This window comes from Bacteroides cellulolyticus (assembly GCF_025567135.1).
Classification (GTDB): Bacteria; Bacteroidota; Bacteroidia; order Bacteroidales; family Bacteroidaceae; genus Phocaeicola; species Phocaeicola cellulolyticus.
Window position 1 is genome coordinate 19,697 of record NZ_JAOQJJ010000003.1, and the last position, 16,616, is coordinate 36,312.

A 16,616-nucleotide genomic window follows, 5' to 3' on the forward strand; every position below is an offset into this window, starting at 1 on the left:
TTTATTACCAACCTCCGCAATTCTGATCATAAATACCGTTGCTGGCACTTATCTGAGCAAAAGGTATAGGAAGATACTCATTCTTGTTTTTAGTAAAATGAGCATTTGAATATATTGTACAAACCTCTGCTTCCGCTGCATAATATGCGTTAAGAACTCTTTCAGCTTCCCCCCAACGAACCAGGTCGAAAAATCTATCAGACTCCATGGCCAATTCTACACGACGCTCAAATTTAAGTCTCTCCAAAGCCTCTTCCTGTGTGAATGTACCATAATATGGTTCTACATCATACTTCACTCCGTACTCAGAAGGATAATTAGCTATCATCGCAGTGGAAGCCTTAGCTCTATTTCTTACACGATTAATCAGATCAATAGCTTCCTGAATTCTTCCGTCATTAAGCTGGATTAAAGCCTCGGCTCTCATAAGCAATACATCTGCATATCTCAATACTATGTGGTTCATAGGAGTTCCCCACCAAGAACCTTTTACCAGATATTCACTTTCTGGATCAACATTCTGTTTAAGTGTTACATAGTAACCGTAAAGTCCATTACTTCTGCTCCATGTTGATGATTTATCCATCATAAATTCAGGATTAAACTCATAAGGAAGTCCTGGTATACCTACAGTAAGGAACAGACGAGGGTCCGCATTGTCTACACTCATGTCATAATCATCATCGTTGAAATTATCAAACAGCGGATGACCGTTATTGTCTGTCTTGAAAGCATTTACCAAATTCTGACTTGGTTTGTAAAAATCACAACCTCCATCAGTTACGCCAGGAATATTAGGTACAATAAGACCTGTAGACCAGTTACAGTTACCGTTTGTAGTACCATCATTGATAGAATACTGCATTGCCCACAAAGATTCCTTGCCGTTCTCATACTGAGGTTCTGGACGGAAATTATTATGGAAATCACTTTCCAAGTCATAACCACCTGCATTCATGATTGAAGCCTCAGTATATTCCACGACCTTTTTCAGGTCCTCAGCATTAATGCTTGTAACTTCATTTGTTTCCGGATTATCCTGTCTGTATGCCTTATACAGATAAGTCTTTGCAAGATAAGCAGCTGCTGCACCTCTTGTAGGTCTTCCTTTATCTGCTTGAGTATCAGGAAGATTTTCGTATGCAAACTGGAAATCGTTAGCTATCTGCTGCCAGCCTTCATCATTAGTATAAACAGTATTAGACAGATTATTATATTCCTCAGGAGAAAGATTTTCATCGTTAGCAATTACAATCTTCTTGAAAAGCTGTTTCAAGAGGAAATGTCCGTGTCCGCGCAAGAACCTCATTTCCGCTATTCTCTGCTGTTTGAGAGGATAAGTGTTTTCATCCATCTGATCGAGCAACTGCAATGCGGCATTTGAACGAGAGATACAGTTATAAAGTCTTTGCCACATATCGCTGATGTTCCATGCAGTAGTCATAATACCCTGTGAAACTTCAAGGTTATGGAACACGTCACCATCCTCTGTACCGTTTCCGCCTTTATAAGCGTCGTCTGAACGAACATCATAGTTCCACATTGAGAATGATGAATTTATATCCTCGGCTGAAATCCATATAGCGTATGCAGAAATCACCAGATTGTCTACATATTCTGGGTTATTAAGCTGTTCATTATCTATCGTACCTTGAGGGGTGTGACGGTCAAGGAAATCAGAGCAACCTGATGATAGTAACATTAAACTTATAATGAATATATTTATATATGTTTTCATAAGTGTATGTTTGTAAGTTATTATTTTTTATAAAAGTTATTCCTCCAATATTAGAAACCTACGTTGATACCGAATGTCAAGTTCATCGGGATAGGGTAACCGTAGTTAGGGTTTTCCGGATCTACACCTGTAAATTCCTTGCTTGTGATAGTAAGCACATTCTGTGCACTAAGGTACAATCTCAATCTGTCTACCTTAAACTTCTGAGATATTGATTTTGGCAAGTTATAACCTAATTGTATATTTCTTAATTTAAGGAAAGAACCGTTTTCAACGAAGTATGTTGATACTCTCTTTTCATTATTAACGTCACTTCTTGTCAATGCAGGAATATCTGATGAAGAATTATATGGAGTCCATGCATCAAGAAGACGTTTACCCTTATTCAGGAAACCGATATTCAAACCGCTCCACAAGTCTGTTTCCTTCTTCAGGTCACTGATGATATCAACACCTTGTACACCCTGCCAGAACATTGTGAAATCGAAATCCTTATATTCGAAGTACATATTCAAACCATAGCTGAATGCAGGTGTCGGATCATAGATCCACTGCTGGTCTTTTTCGTTGATTACACCGTTACCGTCCAAGTCACGCCAGCGGATACGTCCTACTCCGGCACCTTCTTGTACAGCATGATTATCAACTTCTTCCTGAGATTTGAATATTCCGTCTGCCACATAACCCACTTGTGAACCATTTGCATGACCGATGACGCTTTCTACGCCATTACCACCGAATGTACCGTTAGCTGCTACAGTGATAGGCAAAGCAGTAATTTTGTTTCTATAAGTAGAGATATTAGCATTGAAATCATATTTGAATCCGTTGTCGAATGTTTTTCTATGACCGATATTGAATTCGAAACCTTTATTTTCCATTTCTCCGGCATTAATCCACTGGGTAGTACCTTCTCCCATAGAAGCGATACCCGCCATCTGAACAAGGATATCAGTAGTTTTCTTATAGAACCAGTCCAAAGATCCATATACCTGCTGATTGAACAATGAGAAGTCAATACCGATATTAGTCTGAGTAGTAGTTTCCCATTTTATATCATCATTACCCAACTGATTACGTTTAAATCCAGACTGAAGAGTCTTTCCACCGTTTGTACCTTCAATATCATAAGAAGTACCGTAACTCTGACCTCCTGATTCTGTAACACCATAGTTAGGAACATAAAGAGTATAACGTGCAGTATTAGAAATTTCCTGGTTACCAGTCTGTCCCCAAGATGCTCTCACCTTAAGGTCATCAAGCCATTCAATATCTTTCATGAATTCTTCCTGACTCATACGCCATCCCAAAGATACAGAAGGGAAAGTTGCAAAACGATTATTCTTACCGAATCTTGAAGAACCATCCCTACGTACTGTCAATGAAGCCAGATATTTGTCATCGAATGTATAGTTGAATTTACCAAAGAATGATACCAATGAATAACCATCACCAGAACCGTAAGCCTGTGCTGTACCTACTCCGGCATCAGGCCACATGAAATCAGGATTCAGAATTGAGAAATCTTCTTTATAACCAGAGAACCATGTATTGTCTTCGTTATTCAACTCAACACCAATCATAGCATCACCTCTGTGCTTGCCTTTTTCGAAGTTATAAGTAGCAACGGCATTCCACATCCATCTCATCCAATGTTCCTGTTTTGCCTCAACAGCATTCTTGTCATTGGCTACGTTACCTTCAGTGATAGGATATGTGAATATTCTCTGTTGTTTCTGAGAATAATCGATACCAAAAGTAGAACGAACATTAAATCCTTTGAATAGATTAAGGTTGATGTATGCATCACCAAACATTCTCCAATAATAATATTTTGTATCAGAATTTCTCTCAAGGCGAGCTACCGGATTTTCACGGTCAGGATAACCACCTACCGGACCTGCATATTCTCCTTCGGTAGTATATACAGGCAAAGACGGATTGGCCTGCAACACATTCTGCAAGAAACCACCAGGTGCTACTACTTCAGAAGTTCTGTTGACAGTAAAATGCTCTCCTATAGTAAGGATGTTTTCAATCAAGTTATAATCTGAATTCATACGAGCTGAAAAGCGTTCGAAATCAGAAGTCTTTATAATACCATTGTTCTTATAGTATCCTAAAGAGAAATAAGACGAGCCTTTCTCAGAACCATTGCTTACAGAAAGATTGTATTGCTGTATTACACCGGTACGGCTGATTTCGTCAAACCAATCTGTATCAGCAGAAGGAACGGTATTCGCAGAATCCAAGAAACGTGACATGCTGATTCCATGCAATACAGGAATACCATTCTGGTCGTATCCCCAATTATAAGAATATCCCAAAGCATTTGTATTCGGATCCTGACCATCGTTTACATAAGCTTGCCACATAGCCTGACCATATTCTCTGGCATTGAGGACTTCCATCTTGTTTGTGTACATGGAAGCTGATACAGAAGCGTCGAAATTAACTTTAATCTGACCTTGCTTACCTTTCTTAGTTGTTACAATGATAACACCGTTTGCCGCGCGCGAACCATAGATTGAAGCAGAAGCGGCATCTTTCAACACCTGAATAGACTCGATATCGTTACCATTCAACTCATGCATACCACCCTTTGTAGGCACACCATCAATAATGTATAAAGGGTCATTGTTGTTCAATGTTCCGATACCACGGATACGGATTGTTGTTGAACCGCTTGGGTTACCGTCAGCTGTAATATTCATACCTGGAACCCTTCCCTGAAGAGCTTTCATGGGATTGTTTTCGTTCTGTTTTGAGATTTCGTCCATACTGACAACAGAAACGGCACCGGTAAGGTCAGCCTTACGTTGAGTGGTATAACCCGTTACCACAACTTCTTCAAGAACCTCTGAATCTTCATCAAGCACAATGTTCATCATGCTTTCAGCTTTAAGAGTAACTGTCTTGAAACCGACAAAAGAAACAGTGATTGAACTTCCGGAAGCAACATTCAACGTAAATTTACCGTCAAAATCAGTAATAGTACCGTTGGTATTATTACCATTCTCCACTACAGTTGCTCCAATTACAGGGAAATTATCAACGGCAGAAATGACCGTTCCCTGAACCACCAAATCTTGCGCATGCATGACTATGCATATAAATAAGAAGAGCGCAATAAGAAATTTTCTTTTTATGCTTTCCATACGCATTAAAAATTAGATTATTAATAATTGTTTTAAAATTCTGTTACAAATATATAATGGTATAACAAAGATATTTATAATAAATGTTTCATAGCCATGTAAAAATGTTTCATGTATCATTTTTACATGGCTATGAAACATTTATTAAAATTAGGTTTTAAGGCCTACTCCCAAAAAAAACATTGATTTTCAACAGATTATAAATAACATATAAATATCTGTCATCCAATCTAAAAAAAGACTCCGTATGTTATAATAATCTTGTTATTATATTAATCATTTGAATTAACTTTGCAGCGCATTTGATTCCTTAAAAAAAATGAGACTTAACAGAAAAATTACAGAATTAGGAACAACTCCTGAGCAATTGCCTATATTATGGTACTTGCTGAAATGGACAATTATAGGTGCGGTAGCCGGCGCACTGATAGGATCGGCATCAGCCTTGCTGTTGGCATCACTTAACTGGGCGACCGATTATCGTGAGAATAATCTGTGGATTATTGCCTTACTGCCATTAGGGGGTCTGGCTATAGGACTGATGTACCACTATTGGGCAGGTACGGCAGCCAAAGGCAATAATTTCCTGATAGAGGAGATACGTTCGTCAAAAAATATCATTCCTTTCAGAATGACGCCACTGGTGTATGTAGGTACAGTACTTACACACTTGTTCGGAGGTTCTGCCGGACGTGAAGGTACGGGAGTACAAATGGGTGGAGCAATAGCCGATTTCATGTCAAGACTGCTGAAAATGCATCCATACGACAGAAAGATAATGATACAGATAGGAATAGGAGCCGGATTTGCTTCAATCTTCGGTACCCCATTGGCAGGAGCAGTTTTCGCTCTTGAAGTAATAATTGTGGGAAGACTGAGATATGATGCCATACTTCCGGTTTTCCTGTCGGCCTTCTTTGCTAATTTAACATGTCATGCCTGGGGAATAGCACATACTCATTACGTCATCAGCTACACACCGGACATAAACATACAGACGTTATTGATTGTACTTGTGGCAAGTATCCTTTTCGGACTGGCAGCCATGACATTCTCACGTTTCATAGAGATATGGGGTGGTCTGGCTAAAAAATATATAAGTTATCCACCGCTGCGCCCATTTATAGGCGGTATTTTCATTGCCTTGAGTGTTTATCTGTTGGGAACTACCAAATATATAGGTCTGGGCGTTCCCACAATAGTAGCTTCATTCAGCGAAGTGCAGATGTGGTATGACTTTCTTCTGAAAATACTTCTCACCACGTTCACCATCGGAGTAGGATTCAAGGGCGGAGAGGTTACTCCATTGTTCTTCGTAGGTGCCACTTTGGGTAGTGCATTATCTGCCGTACTTCCATTGGATGTTTCATTGTTGGCAGGTTTGGGCTTCGTGGCTGTATTTGCAGGCGCCACCAACACTCCAATAGCATGTACTCTGATGGGTATAGAGCTGTTTGGTGCTGATGCAGCTGTTTACATAGGTATAGCATGTGTAACCGCATATATGTTCTCCGGACATACAGGTATCTACACATCACAAGTTATAGGAAGTCCGAAACATATCATTTTCTGGAAAAAGAAAAAAGGAAAGATGTTGGACTGATACTGTTTTTTCAAAGAAATCCTTGATTTTTATCAACAAAGTCTTTAATTTTGAGGATATAAGCAACAAAACTGTTATTTCTGTTGTTTAGTATCATTAAAGAACAAAGACATTCACAGTTTATGAAAAAACAGATTCTTACAATCGGAAGATCAACGAAGTTAATCGGAAGATCGATTAAATTAATGTGCATCGCCGCTACCATTGCAGCAGTAGGCACAGATACAGCTAATGCATGTACAGGCATCACACTTACAGCAAAAGACAGTACAAAAATCCTTGCTAGAACAATTGAATGGGGAGGAAGCGACCTTAACAGCCAATACGTGATAGTTCCTCAAGGCTATACAGCACAATCATACATACCAGGCGGTATTGACGGTATGAAATTCACTTCGAAATACGGATACGTAGGTCTGGCTGTAGAGCAAAAGGAATTCATTGCCGAAGGGCTCAACGAAAAAGGGCTTTCAGCAGGCTTATTCTATTTTCCCAAATACGGCAAATATGAGGACTACAACCCGGCTTATAAAGGGGAAAGTATAGCCGACCTTCAGCTCGTGTCATGGATTCTCGGTGAATGTAAAAACGTGGAAGAAGTTAAAGACGCAATTAGCAAAATCCATGTGATAGCAATAGACCCAAGAGCCTCGACTGTACACTGGAGATTTGCCGACACAACAGGAAGACAGATAGTGCTTGAAATAATAGACGGAAAGCCTGTGTTCTATGAAAACAAGCTTGGAGTTCTCACAAATTCACCTGACTTCAATTGGCAGATGACAAATCTGAACAATTATGTAAATCTTTTCCCGGGATCGGCTCCTTCGCAAAAACTTGGAGAGACAGAGCTGTCACAGTTCGGTGCCGGAAGCGGTTTCCTAGGAATACCTGGCGATGTCACTCCCCCATCACGATTTGTAAGGGCTGCATTCTATCAGGCTACGGCACCAGTACAGGAAACTTCGGAAGAAACAGTTCTGCAGGGATTTCAGATATTAAATAATTTCGATATTCCGGTTGGAATAGAATTTGCGAAAGGACAGGTTCCGGTAAACATCCCGAGTGCTACACAATGGACATCGGCTACCGACATGAACAATCTGAAGATTTACTTCCGAACAATGTATAACAGTGCTATAAGAAGTATTAATCTGAAAGATATTGATTTCAAGAAAGTGAAATATCGTGCTGTACCAATGGATACAGAAAAACAACAACCTGTGTTCAATATAAAGATTAAATAGACAAAAAAACGGATTGCCCCACAATAAGGCAATCCGTTTATATATTGTAAAATTGCTTATCAGAACAATTTAGAAGGATATTCACCTGCATCTACCAATGCCTGCAATTTTTCAACTACACTAGGACGGTCTGCTGCATATGTTACACCGAACCATTTAGATGTAGTATCAAGAACCTTAACATTAGCAGTCTTTTCATTGATAAGTTTATTAACCATCAATGGAATAAAATACTCAGCCTTAAGGTTTTCCTTATTTGCATCAAGGAATTCAGTAAAGTAATCTTCTGAATATTTGAAATAGTCAGGAGTGAATCCCCACATATTCATAGAAACAGGTGTATTGTCATCAAGACCTACCCATTCACCATTTTCGTCCTTATAGCTTACAACACCATTTACACGCATGATTTCAGTACGTTCAACAACTGTAGTAAGGTTACCTTCTTCATTTGCAGAACAAACGCCACGTGCAACAGAACCACTTTCAGATAAAGTATTGCCTATGCGGAAACCTACCATGCAATAGTCGTTCTTTGAACCTTCAGGAAGTTCTGACAAATATTTGCCTAATACTGCAAAACTGTCTCTTCCATAAAAATCGTCTGCATTGATTACTGCAAATGGTTCTTTGATAACATCCTTACCCATAAGTACAGCATGGTTAGTACCCCATGGCTTAACACGGCCTTCCGGACAAGTATATCCGGCTGGAAGATTATCCAAAGCCTGGAAGACAACTTCTACAGGGATATGATTTTCATATTTGCTGAGAACGATTTTACGGAAGTCATCTTCAAAATCTTTACGGATTACAAATACTATTTTACCAAATCCACCACGGATAGCGTCATAAATAGAATAATCCATAATTGTTTCACCGCTTGGTCCGACTCCGTCAAGCTGTTTAAGACCGCCGTAACGGCTTCCCATACCGGCTGCCAATACAAATAATGTTGGTTTCATAAGTTTTATTTTTAGTTAGTAACTATGCAAAGATAGGCATTTATTATTAATCACGTACTTCTTGAACAAATTATATTAATTAGTAGTTATTTTTTTAGTATATTCGCATCACAAACTGTCATTAACATGAAGAAATTTTTAAAATGGTGTGGAATAATAATATCTATTCCATTTGCTTTATTTATAATTATATCAATATTGATCTATATACCGCCTATACAGAACTTTGCTGTAAGAAAGGCGGCATCAATCGCTTCTGATGCTACAGGTATGGACATCAGTGTAGGAAGAATTTCACTTTCTTTTCCATTGAATCTGGGAATCCATAATGTGACTGCCATACAGGAAAACGACACTCTTCTAAGTGCCGGAAAAATGACTTTAAAGGTTCAGATGAAACCTTTGTTCAGAAAACAGATTGAAGTTGATGCTTTAAAGCTGGAGAGTGTAAGCGTCAACACAAAGGACATGATTGAAGGATTCATGATGAAAGGCAAGCTGGGAGAGCTTTATCTGGAATCGCACGGAGTCGCCTTATCACCGGAAACGGCAACAATCAACTCCTTTATAATAAAGGATACACATGTGGATATAAGCATAGCCGATACAACTGCCACAGATACAACTGCCAGCGAGCCTCTGTATTGGAAATTCATGCTGCAAAAGGCCAATTTTGAGAATGTAGCCGTAAATCTCAGTATGCCATTAGACAGTATGGACATGGGAATAAACATCGGTTCTGCTGTACTGACAGAGGGTATTGTAGATTTAAAGAAAGAGGCTTATTCTTTGCAAAAATTCAAAATCAGCAATTCATCAGCACAATATATTATTGGGGAAAAACAGCAGACTGAAGGTTTCAACCCGTCATTTATATCTCTTGCCGGATTAAATATAGACCTGAGTTCTATATATTATTGTGGTAATGCAGTAAATGCCGAGATCAAAGATTTCAAGATGAAAGAACATTCAGGACTGGAAATCACATCTGCAGGAGGAAAAATTACAGCCAATGATGAAAAAATTGAAATTTCAGGCCTGGAACTGAAAACCACAGATTCGTACTTTTCTGTACAGGCAAATGCTGACTGGAACATCTCACAGATCAACAACGACGGCAGCATATCAGCCAGAATAATGGCAGACATCGGAAAGAATGACCTGTTCAGGTTCGTTACAGATATGCCTGAAGATTTCAAGAAAGATTTTCCTGCAGAACCAATACAGATAAGAGCCGGTATTGACGGAAGCATAAACGAAATGAAAATTACTGCCGTAAGCGCAGAAATACCGGAACATGTTAAATTCACAGCAGGAGGATATGTGAATGATTTACCGGACAGTACAAAAATATCTGCACATTTGGATATGGATGCCGTTTTCCCTGACATGGCTTTTGCTAAATATTTTATTGGAACTGCAGTTATCCCATCGGATATGGTCTTAAAGGGAAGTGCCGATATAAGGAACGACAGCATAAACGCATTATTAGGATTGACACAAGGTGAAGGTGCGATAAATCTCAACGCCGGCTTCATTCCAAAAACAGAATCATTCTTCGCTAAAATGGATATCAACGAACTGAATATCCATAACTTCATGCCGTCAGATTCACTGTTCAGAGTGACAGCTTCACTTATGGCGGAAGGAAAAGGTTTCGATATATTCTCGCCAACTACAAAAATGGGAATGGAAGCGGGTATATCATGCTTTGAATATGCCAGCTATTCTTTTTCCGGAATAAACATGAAAGCCGGAGTGGAAAACTGTAAGTCGTCTGTAACATTAAACATCAACGACAACACCATGGAAATAGGTTCCACACTGAATGCTGATATTTCCGCAAAAGAAATAGCGGCCCAAATGCGCACAGATATCAAACGTCTTGACTTGCATGGATTGGGACTTATTGCACAACCGTTCAAGATAGGACAAATAATAGACATTGATGCACATACAGATATGAATAACAGGCATCGTGCAAAAGTGTCTATAAACAACATCAAACTTATGACCGAAAAAAAGACTTTCAAAACGAAAGATCTGAACTTCGGTGTCAGTATGACAGAGGACTCCCTACGTACTTATATAAACTCGGGTGACATGACCATGCTGCTGCGTACAACGGGAGGAATAGATAAAGTTACGGAAAAAATAAGCAAGATTTCCGAACTGGCAGCCAAACAGTGGGAAAACAAGTTGATGGATCTTGAAGCATTGCGTACATTGTTGCCGGAAACATCATTCAGGCTTTTTGCAGGCGACGACAATCCGTTTGCAAATACCCTGGAAATGAGGAATATCGGATTCAAGAGACTTTATGCATCGCTAAATACATCCGAGAATAGCGGTATTAACAGCTCGGCATATCTCTATGGTCTGCATACGGACAGTCTGCGACTGGACACAATAACTTTCCGTGCTTCACAAGATTCTACAGGAATAATAATAGCAGGTGGAGTGAAAGCCAACCAGACGAAGAAACAGGAAGCTTTCAGTATAGCGTTGGATGGAGGTATATTCAACGACAATGCACACATGCTTGTGAAATATGATAATGCACAGCAGCAGACAGGAGCACTGATCGGTATGAAGGCTGTACTTAGAGACAAAGGCATAAGCCTGCATATACTGCCGGAAAATCCTATTCTGGTATATAGAAAATTCCATTTGAACGATGAAAACTATATTTTCCTGAGCGACAAAGGAAGGATACATGCAGATATGCGTCTGAACGATGATAATGGAACCGGATTGCAGATTTACTCTGTTCCAGATTCTACCGTGCTGCAAGACGTAACTGTAAACATAAACAAACTTGATATCGGTGAATTCAGACGTATCATTCCATACATGCCACCTGTAGAAGGTATAATTAATGCTGAAGCACATTACGTACAGCAGAAGGAGGATATGTTCATGACAGCATTTGAGACAGATGTGAACAGACTTGCCTACGGAGGAAAGCCGCTTGGCAACTGGACTATGAGTGCTGTATATCTGCCTATGGAGAACAGTGGTCATCATGTGGATGGATACATAACACATAATGGAAACACTCTGGCAGAAATCAACGGACAGTACAATACACCGCTTACTGAAGAGGAAGAGGACAAGGTAAACGCACACCTGTCGATATACCGTTTTCCACTGGCACTGGCTGGAGCATTTGTTCCGGAAGAAATGGCACAGTTGAAAGGGTATGCAGGAGCAGACATATCTTTAAGCGGGTCAACATCAGCACCAGTCATAGATGGAAGTGTCACAACCGACAGCGTAAACGTGTTCATTCCTATGACATCAATGAACCTTAGATTTGAAAACAAGCCTATTACGGTAAAGAACAACAAGCTGATGTTTGACAAATATAGCATATTCTCAAGAGGCAAAAATCCGTATATAATAGACGGTAGTGTTGATTTTGCCAATATGGAGAATATGTATATGGATTTGAAAATGACTGCCAGAAACTTTGAGGTATTCAATTCAAAGAAAAACCGTACTTCAATGGTTTACGGGAAAATGTATATTGACCTCAACACTACCATAAAGGGTACACCTGACGCCATTTCGGTTAAAGGTAATGCCAATATTTTGGGTAGCAGTGATTTCACATACATACTCCGCGAATCGCCTCTGACGGTGGAAGACCGACTGGCTGAGACAGTAACATTCGTAAACTTTGCAGATACAGCCTCTGCACGCAGAAAACCGCTTCAGGAAATGCGCCCAGGCGGTATAGACATGCTTGTCAACCTGCATATTGACCAGGCTGTACAATGCCGTGTCGATATTAACGAGAGCGGTTCCAACTATATGGAAGTGGAAGGTGGAGGAGATTTGGCATTCCAATATACTCCCGACGGAAACATGTTGTTGAACGGACGTTACCAGCTGATGAGCGGAGAAATGAAATATGAAATGCCAGTCATACCGCTTAAGACATTTAAAATACGCGAAGGAAGCTACATTGAATGGACCGGAAACGTAATGGACCCGAAACTGAATATCCAGGCGTACGAGAGGACAAGAGCTTCAGTAACTCAGGAAGGCCAGGCTGCAAGAATGGTAAGTTTTGATGTGGGCGTAAGTATCACCAACAGGCTGAACGACCTGGGATTTGAGTTTACAATCGAAGCTCCTGAAGACGGTTCAATGCAAAATGAACTGGCAGCAATGTCAGCGTCACAGAAGAATAAGGCTGCGGTAACAATGCTCGTAACAGGTATGTATATTTCAGACAGTTCGACAGCTAAACTGGATGCCAACAGTGCGCTTAACTCATATCTGCAAGGACAAATAAACAGCATTGCAGGAAATGCCCTAAAGACAATTGACCTTAGTGTGGGTATGGAAACAACAAATGCGACAGAGACAGGCGACACACGTACAGATTATAATTTCCAGTTTGCAAAACGTTTCTGGAACAACCGTGTGCGTGTAGTAATCGGTGGAAAAATTTCCACAGGAAATGCTGCAGTGAGAGACGAATCATTTATCGACAATATATCATTGGAATACAGACTGGACAATAGCGGTACCAGATATGTCAAACTTTTCCACGACAAAAAATATGCAAATGTCCTTGAAGGAGAAGTGACAGAAACAGGAGCCGGTATCGTTCTTAAAAAGAAAGTGAGCCGTATAAAGGACTTGTTTATATTCCAAAGAAAGAAAAAGAAGATTAATGAAACAGAGGAAAAAGGAAATGAAAATGAGAATAAATAACATAGTTGTGGCATTAATAGCCGTTTTAGGCTTTGCAGGATGTTCCACCACAAAAAATCTTCCTGAAGGCGAAACTCTTTATACCGGTATAAAGAGAATAGAAATAAACGAGAAAGACGAAAGCGCCAATGGAGAAAAGACTATTGAGGAGGTGACAGCCGCAGTAAGCGTTGCACCTAACAATTCTTTCCTTGGAAGTGCTAAATACCGAATTCCCATTCCTTTCGGATTATGGATATACAATAATTTCCAGAAATACGAAAAAGGGCTGGGAAGATGGATATTCCGTAAAATGGCTGCCACTCCTGTCACAGTATCGTCTGTAAACCCTGACACACGAGTAAAAATTGCATCCAACCTGCTTAAAGATTACGGATATTTCAACGGCAATGTGACTTACACTGTAGATAGCACCCGTAACCCAAGAGCCGTAAAACTGAGTTACCAGATTGATATGGGAAAACCATATTACATTGATACCGTACTGTACGAAGGTTTCACAGGACGTGCCGACTCGCTTATCAGAAAACACTTTGATGAAAGACTGATACACAGAAATGACAATTTTGACGTTACACGTCTGAACGAGGAACGCGAAAGGCTTGTTACATTATTCAAGAATAACGGGTATTATTTCTTCCGCAGCGAATATATCACATTTTTGGCAGATACACTTATGCGCCCCGGATATATCAATCTGAAGATTATACCAAAGAGCAACACACCTAAAGAAGCCAAGACAAAATATATAATAGGAAAAACCGATATTAATCTGATTGGATACAACGGAGAACAGCCTGACGATTCAATTTGTGCTAGAGACTTCACCGTACATTATTTTGGTGAAAAGCCGGAACTAAGATACGGCGTTTTAAGGAAAAGATTCCTTTACAGAAGTGGTGAGACCTACTCGCAACTCAGGATGAACTATACCCAGGAAGCACTTGCCAGACTAGGCGTATTCAAGTTCAACGAGTTTCAATATACGCCACGTAACGGATCGGACACACTGGACATAAAAGTGAATTCGATGTTTGATCTGCCATACGACAGTGAACTGGAATTTAACCTGACAACCAAAGACACGAAACAGACAGGTCCGGGAGCCAAATTTAATCTTTCCAGAAAGAACTTCATGCGTATGGGAGCATCATTGAATCTGGAATTGAAAGGTTCGTATGAGTGGCAGACAAGCTCTACCGTTGACGGACGTAGTTCTGTGATGAATTCATACGAACTGGGAGCTGCTCTGTCATTGGATTTTCCACGTCTTATCCTTCCATGGATAAAAAACAGGATAGATCCGTTCCGTTTCCCTTCCAATACCAACTTCAAGGTTTATGCCGAGCAGATTAACCGAGCTCGATATTTCAAGATGTTGTCATTCGGTGGAACCGTATCGTACAGTTTCCAGCCTAAAAGAAGTATAAAGCATTCTGTAACTCCTTTGAATCTGGCATTCAATACACTGCAAAACAGTACGGATGAATTCAATCAGATAGCTGCACAGAACCCGATGCTGTTCTACAGTTTGAGTGACCAGTTCATCCCGTCGCAATCATATACTCTGACATACGACAACTCATTCCGCAAACGTAAGAACCGCTTGTGGTGGGAAAACTCGCTTACCAGTGCAGGTAACGTGACATCACTGATTTATGCGGCTTTCGGACAGAAGTTTACAGAGAAAGACAAGAAACTTCTTGGTACACCGTTCGCACAATTCCTGAAATACTCGTCGGAAGTAAGAAATACAATTTGGTTCAATGACATGCATCAGCTGGCATTCAGAGCTATGGGAGGAATAATTTGGTCGTACGGTAATAAGACGATAGCACCATATACGGAACAGTTCTATGTAGGAGGAGCCAACAGCATACGTGCGTTTACCATACGTTCAATAGGTCCGGGCAGGTATCGTCCTTCGGAAAGCAACACATATTCATACGTCGATCAGACCGGTGATATAAAACTTGAAGCCAATATGGAGTACCGTTTCAGAATATTGTCTAAATTTGCAGGCGGAAACCTGAACGGTGCGGTCTTCCTGGATGCCGGTAACGTATGGCTACTAAGGGAAGATCCAGCACGACCGGATGCACAATTCACATTCAATCATTTCTTCGACAGTATAGCCCTAGGTACAGGCGCCGGAATAAGATATGACCTTGACTTTCTGGTTCTACGCTTAGATCTAGGTATTGCCCTCCACGTGCCATACGATACAGGGAAGAAGGGATATTATAATATTCCACGATTTAAAGACGGAATGGGACTGCATTTTGCAATAGGTTATCCGTTCTAAAAAATTAATGACTAAAATTTAAGACCATGACAAGAACTTTCATCACTATAATGATTGCCATCTTCATGACGGCATGTACAGGAAACAGCAAATCAGAAAAAAAGATAAATATGGAAAATGTAAAGGAAACATTGGTATGCCTGGAAACTACTATGGGCAACATCACAGTGAAACTGTATGACGAGACTCCAAAACACAAGGAAAACTTTATCAAACTGGTGAAAGAAGGTACATACGACAGTACACTGTTTCATCGTGTCATAAAGGATTTTATGATTCAGGCAGGCGATCCGCTTAGTAAAAATGCTACTGACACAACAACACTGGGAAGCGGTGATGTAGGCTACACTATCCCTGCAGAATTCAACAAAAACTTTTTCCACAAAAGAGGAGCCCTTGCAGCAGCACGCCAAGGCGATGAAGTGAACCCGGAAAGAGAATCATCAGGATGTCAGTTCTATATAGTGACAGGAAGAAAATTCAGCGAGGCACAAATGATAAATATGGAAAACCATATGAACGAAGCCCGTCTGGAAGAAGTCTTCAATAATCTGGCACGCAAACACATGAAAGAAATATACAAGATGCGTAAAGCAGGCGATACTGAAGGGTTGCTTGAACTTCAGGACTCTCTCGAATCGCAAGCACGCAACATTGTTGATAAAGAACCTGCACTGAGATATACCAAAGAACAGAAACAGGCTTATACCACAATAGGCGGTGCACCTCATCTGGACGGAGCATATACTGTATTCGGTGAAGTCATTGACGGAATGGATGTTGTAGAAAAGATTGAGCAGGTAGGAACAAACCGTGCCGACCGTCCGAAAGTAGATATCCGTATCCTTAAAGCTACAGTGATTAATTAAACG

Annotated in this window: 8 protein-coding genes; 5 read left to right on the plus strand and 3 right to left on the minus strand. The window is 40.2% G+C overall.

Translation table 11 applies throughout. The features are described 5' to 3' along the window. Positions 1–4: 4 nt before the first annotated feature. The gene (locus tag OCV82_RS04725; RefSeq protein ID WP_154043379.1) at positions 5–1,738 is read right to left on the minus strand and encodes a RagB/SusD family nutrient uptake outer membrane protein; all 1,734 of its coding nucleotides are present in this window, start codon (positions 1,736–1,738) and stop codon (positions 5–7) included. A 50-nt stretch (positions 1,739–1,788) separates the two neighbouring features. Then, the gene (locus OCV82_RS04730; protein ID WP_394802648.1) at positions 1,789–4,839 is read right to left on the minus strand and encodes a SusC/RagA family TonB-linked outer membrane protein; all 3,051 of its coding nucleotides are present in this window, start codon (positions 4,837–4,839) and stop codon (positions 1,789–1,791) included. Between the two features lie 376 nt (positions 4,840–5,215). Between OCV82_RS04730 and OCV82_RS04735 the strand changes: the two genes are divergently transcribed. After that, on the plus strand, positions 5,216–6,499 hold the full coding sequence (locus OCV82_RS04735; protein ID WP_154043381.1) for a voltage-gated chloride channel family protein: 1,284 nt from the start codon (positions 5,216–5,218) through the stop codon (positions 6,497–6,499). Positions 6,500–6,684: 185 nt separating this feature from the next. Beyond that, the gene (locus tag OCV82_RS04740) at positions 6,685–7,746 is read left to right on the plus strand and encodes a linear amide C-N hydrolase (RefSeq protein ID WP_154043564.1); all 1,062 of its coding nucleotides are present in this window, start codon (positions 6,685–6,687) and stop codon (positions 7,744–7,746) included. A gap of 59 nt (positions 7,747–7,805) precedes the next feature. Here the strand turns inward: OCV82_RS04740 and OCV82_RS04745 are convergent, their stop codons facing one another. After that, the gene (locus OCV82_RS04745; protein ID WP_154043382.1) at positions 7,806–8,711 is read right to left on the minus strand and encodes a glycosyltransferase family protein; all 906 of its coding nucleotides are present in this window, start codon (positions 8,709–8,711) and stop codon (positions 7,806–7,808) included. Between the two features lie 126 nt (positions 8,712–8,837). Between OCV82_RS04745 and OCV82_RS04750 the strand changes: the two genes are divergently transcribed. Genes OCV82_RS04750 through OCV82_RS04760 form a run of 3 tightly spaced genes read left to right on the plus strand, consistent with a single transcriptional unit; the run spans position 8,838 to position 16,613 of the window. Next, the gene (locus tag OCV82_RS04750) at positions 8,838–13,439 is read left to right on the plus strand and encodes a translocation/assembly module TamB domain-containing protein (protein WP_154043383.1); all 4,602 of its coding nucleotides are present in this window, start codon (positions 8,838–8,840) and stop codon (positions 13,437–13,439) included. Further along, entirely contained in the window at positions 13,420–15,744 is a 2,325-nt protein-coding gene (gene tamL / locus OCV82_RS04755; protein WP_262543084.1) for a translocation and assembly module lipoprotein TamL, read from the plus strand. Before OCV82_RS04750 ends, tamL begins: the two co-directional genes overlap by 20 nt. A gap of 26 nt (positions 15,745–15,770) precedes the next feature. After that, positions 15,771–16,613, plus strand: coding sequence for a peptidylprolyl isomerase (locus tag OCV82_RS04760; RefSeq protein WP_154043385.1), 843 nt, complete (start codon positions 15,771–15,773; stop codon positions 16,611–16,613). Positions 16,614–16,616: the final 3 nt, after the last annotated feature.

Excerpts from the sequence above, each read along its gene's own strand:
- OCV82_RS04725 (WP_154043379.1), bottom strand. The coding sequence starts at position 1,738 with ATGAAAACATATATAAATATATTCATTATAAGTTTAATGTTACTATCA.
- OCV82_RS04730 (WP_394802648.1), bottom strand. The coding sequence starts at position 4,839 with ATGCATGCGCAAGATTTGGTGGTTCAGGGAACGGTCATTTCTGCCGTT.
- OCV82_RS04735 (WP_154043381.1), top strand. The coding sequence starts at position 5,216 with ATGAGACTTAACAGAAAAATTACAGAATTAGGAACAACTCCTGAGCAA.
- OCV82_RS04740 (WP_154043564.1), top strand. The coding sequence starts at position 6,685 with ATGTGCATCGCCGCTACCATTGCAGCAGTAGGCACAGATACAGCTAAT.
- OCV82_RS04745 (WP_154043382.1), bottom strand. The coding sequence starts at position 8,711 with ATGAAACCAACATTATTTGTATTGGCAGCCGGTATGGGAAGCCGTTAC.
- OCV82_RS04750 (WP_154043383.1), top strand. The coding sequence starts at position 8,838 with ATGAAGAAATTTTTAAAATGGTGTGGAATAATAATATCTATTCCATTT.
- tamL (WP_262543084.1), top strand. The coding sequence starts at position 13,420 with ATGAAAATGAGAATAAATAACATAGTTGTGGCATTAATAGCCGTTTTA.
- OCV82_RS04760 (WP_154043385.1), top strand. The coding sequence starts at position 15,771 with ATGACAAGAACTTTCATCACTATAATGATTGCCATCTTCATGACGGCA.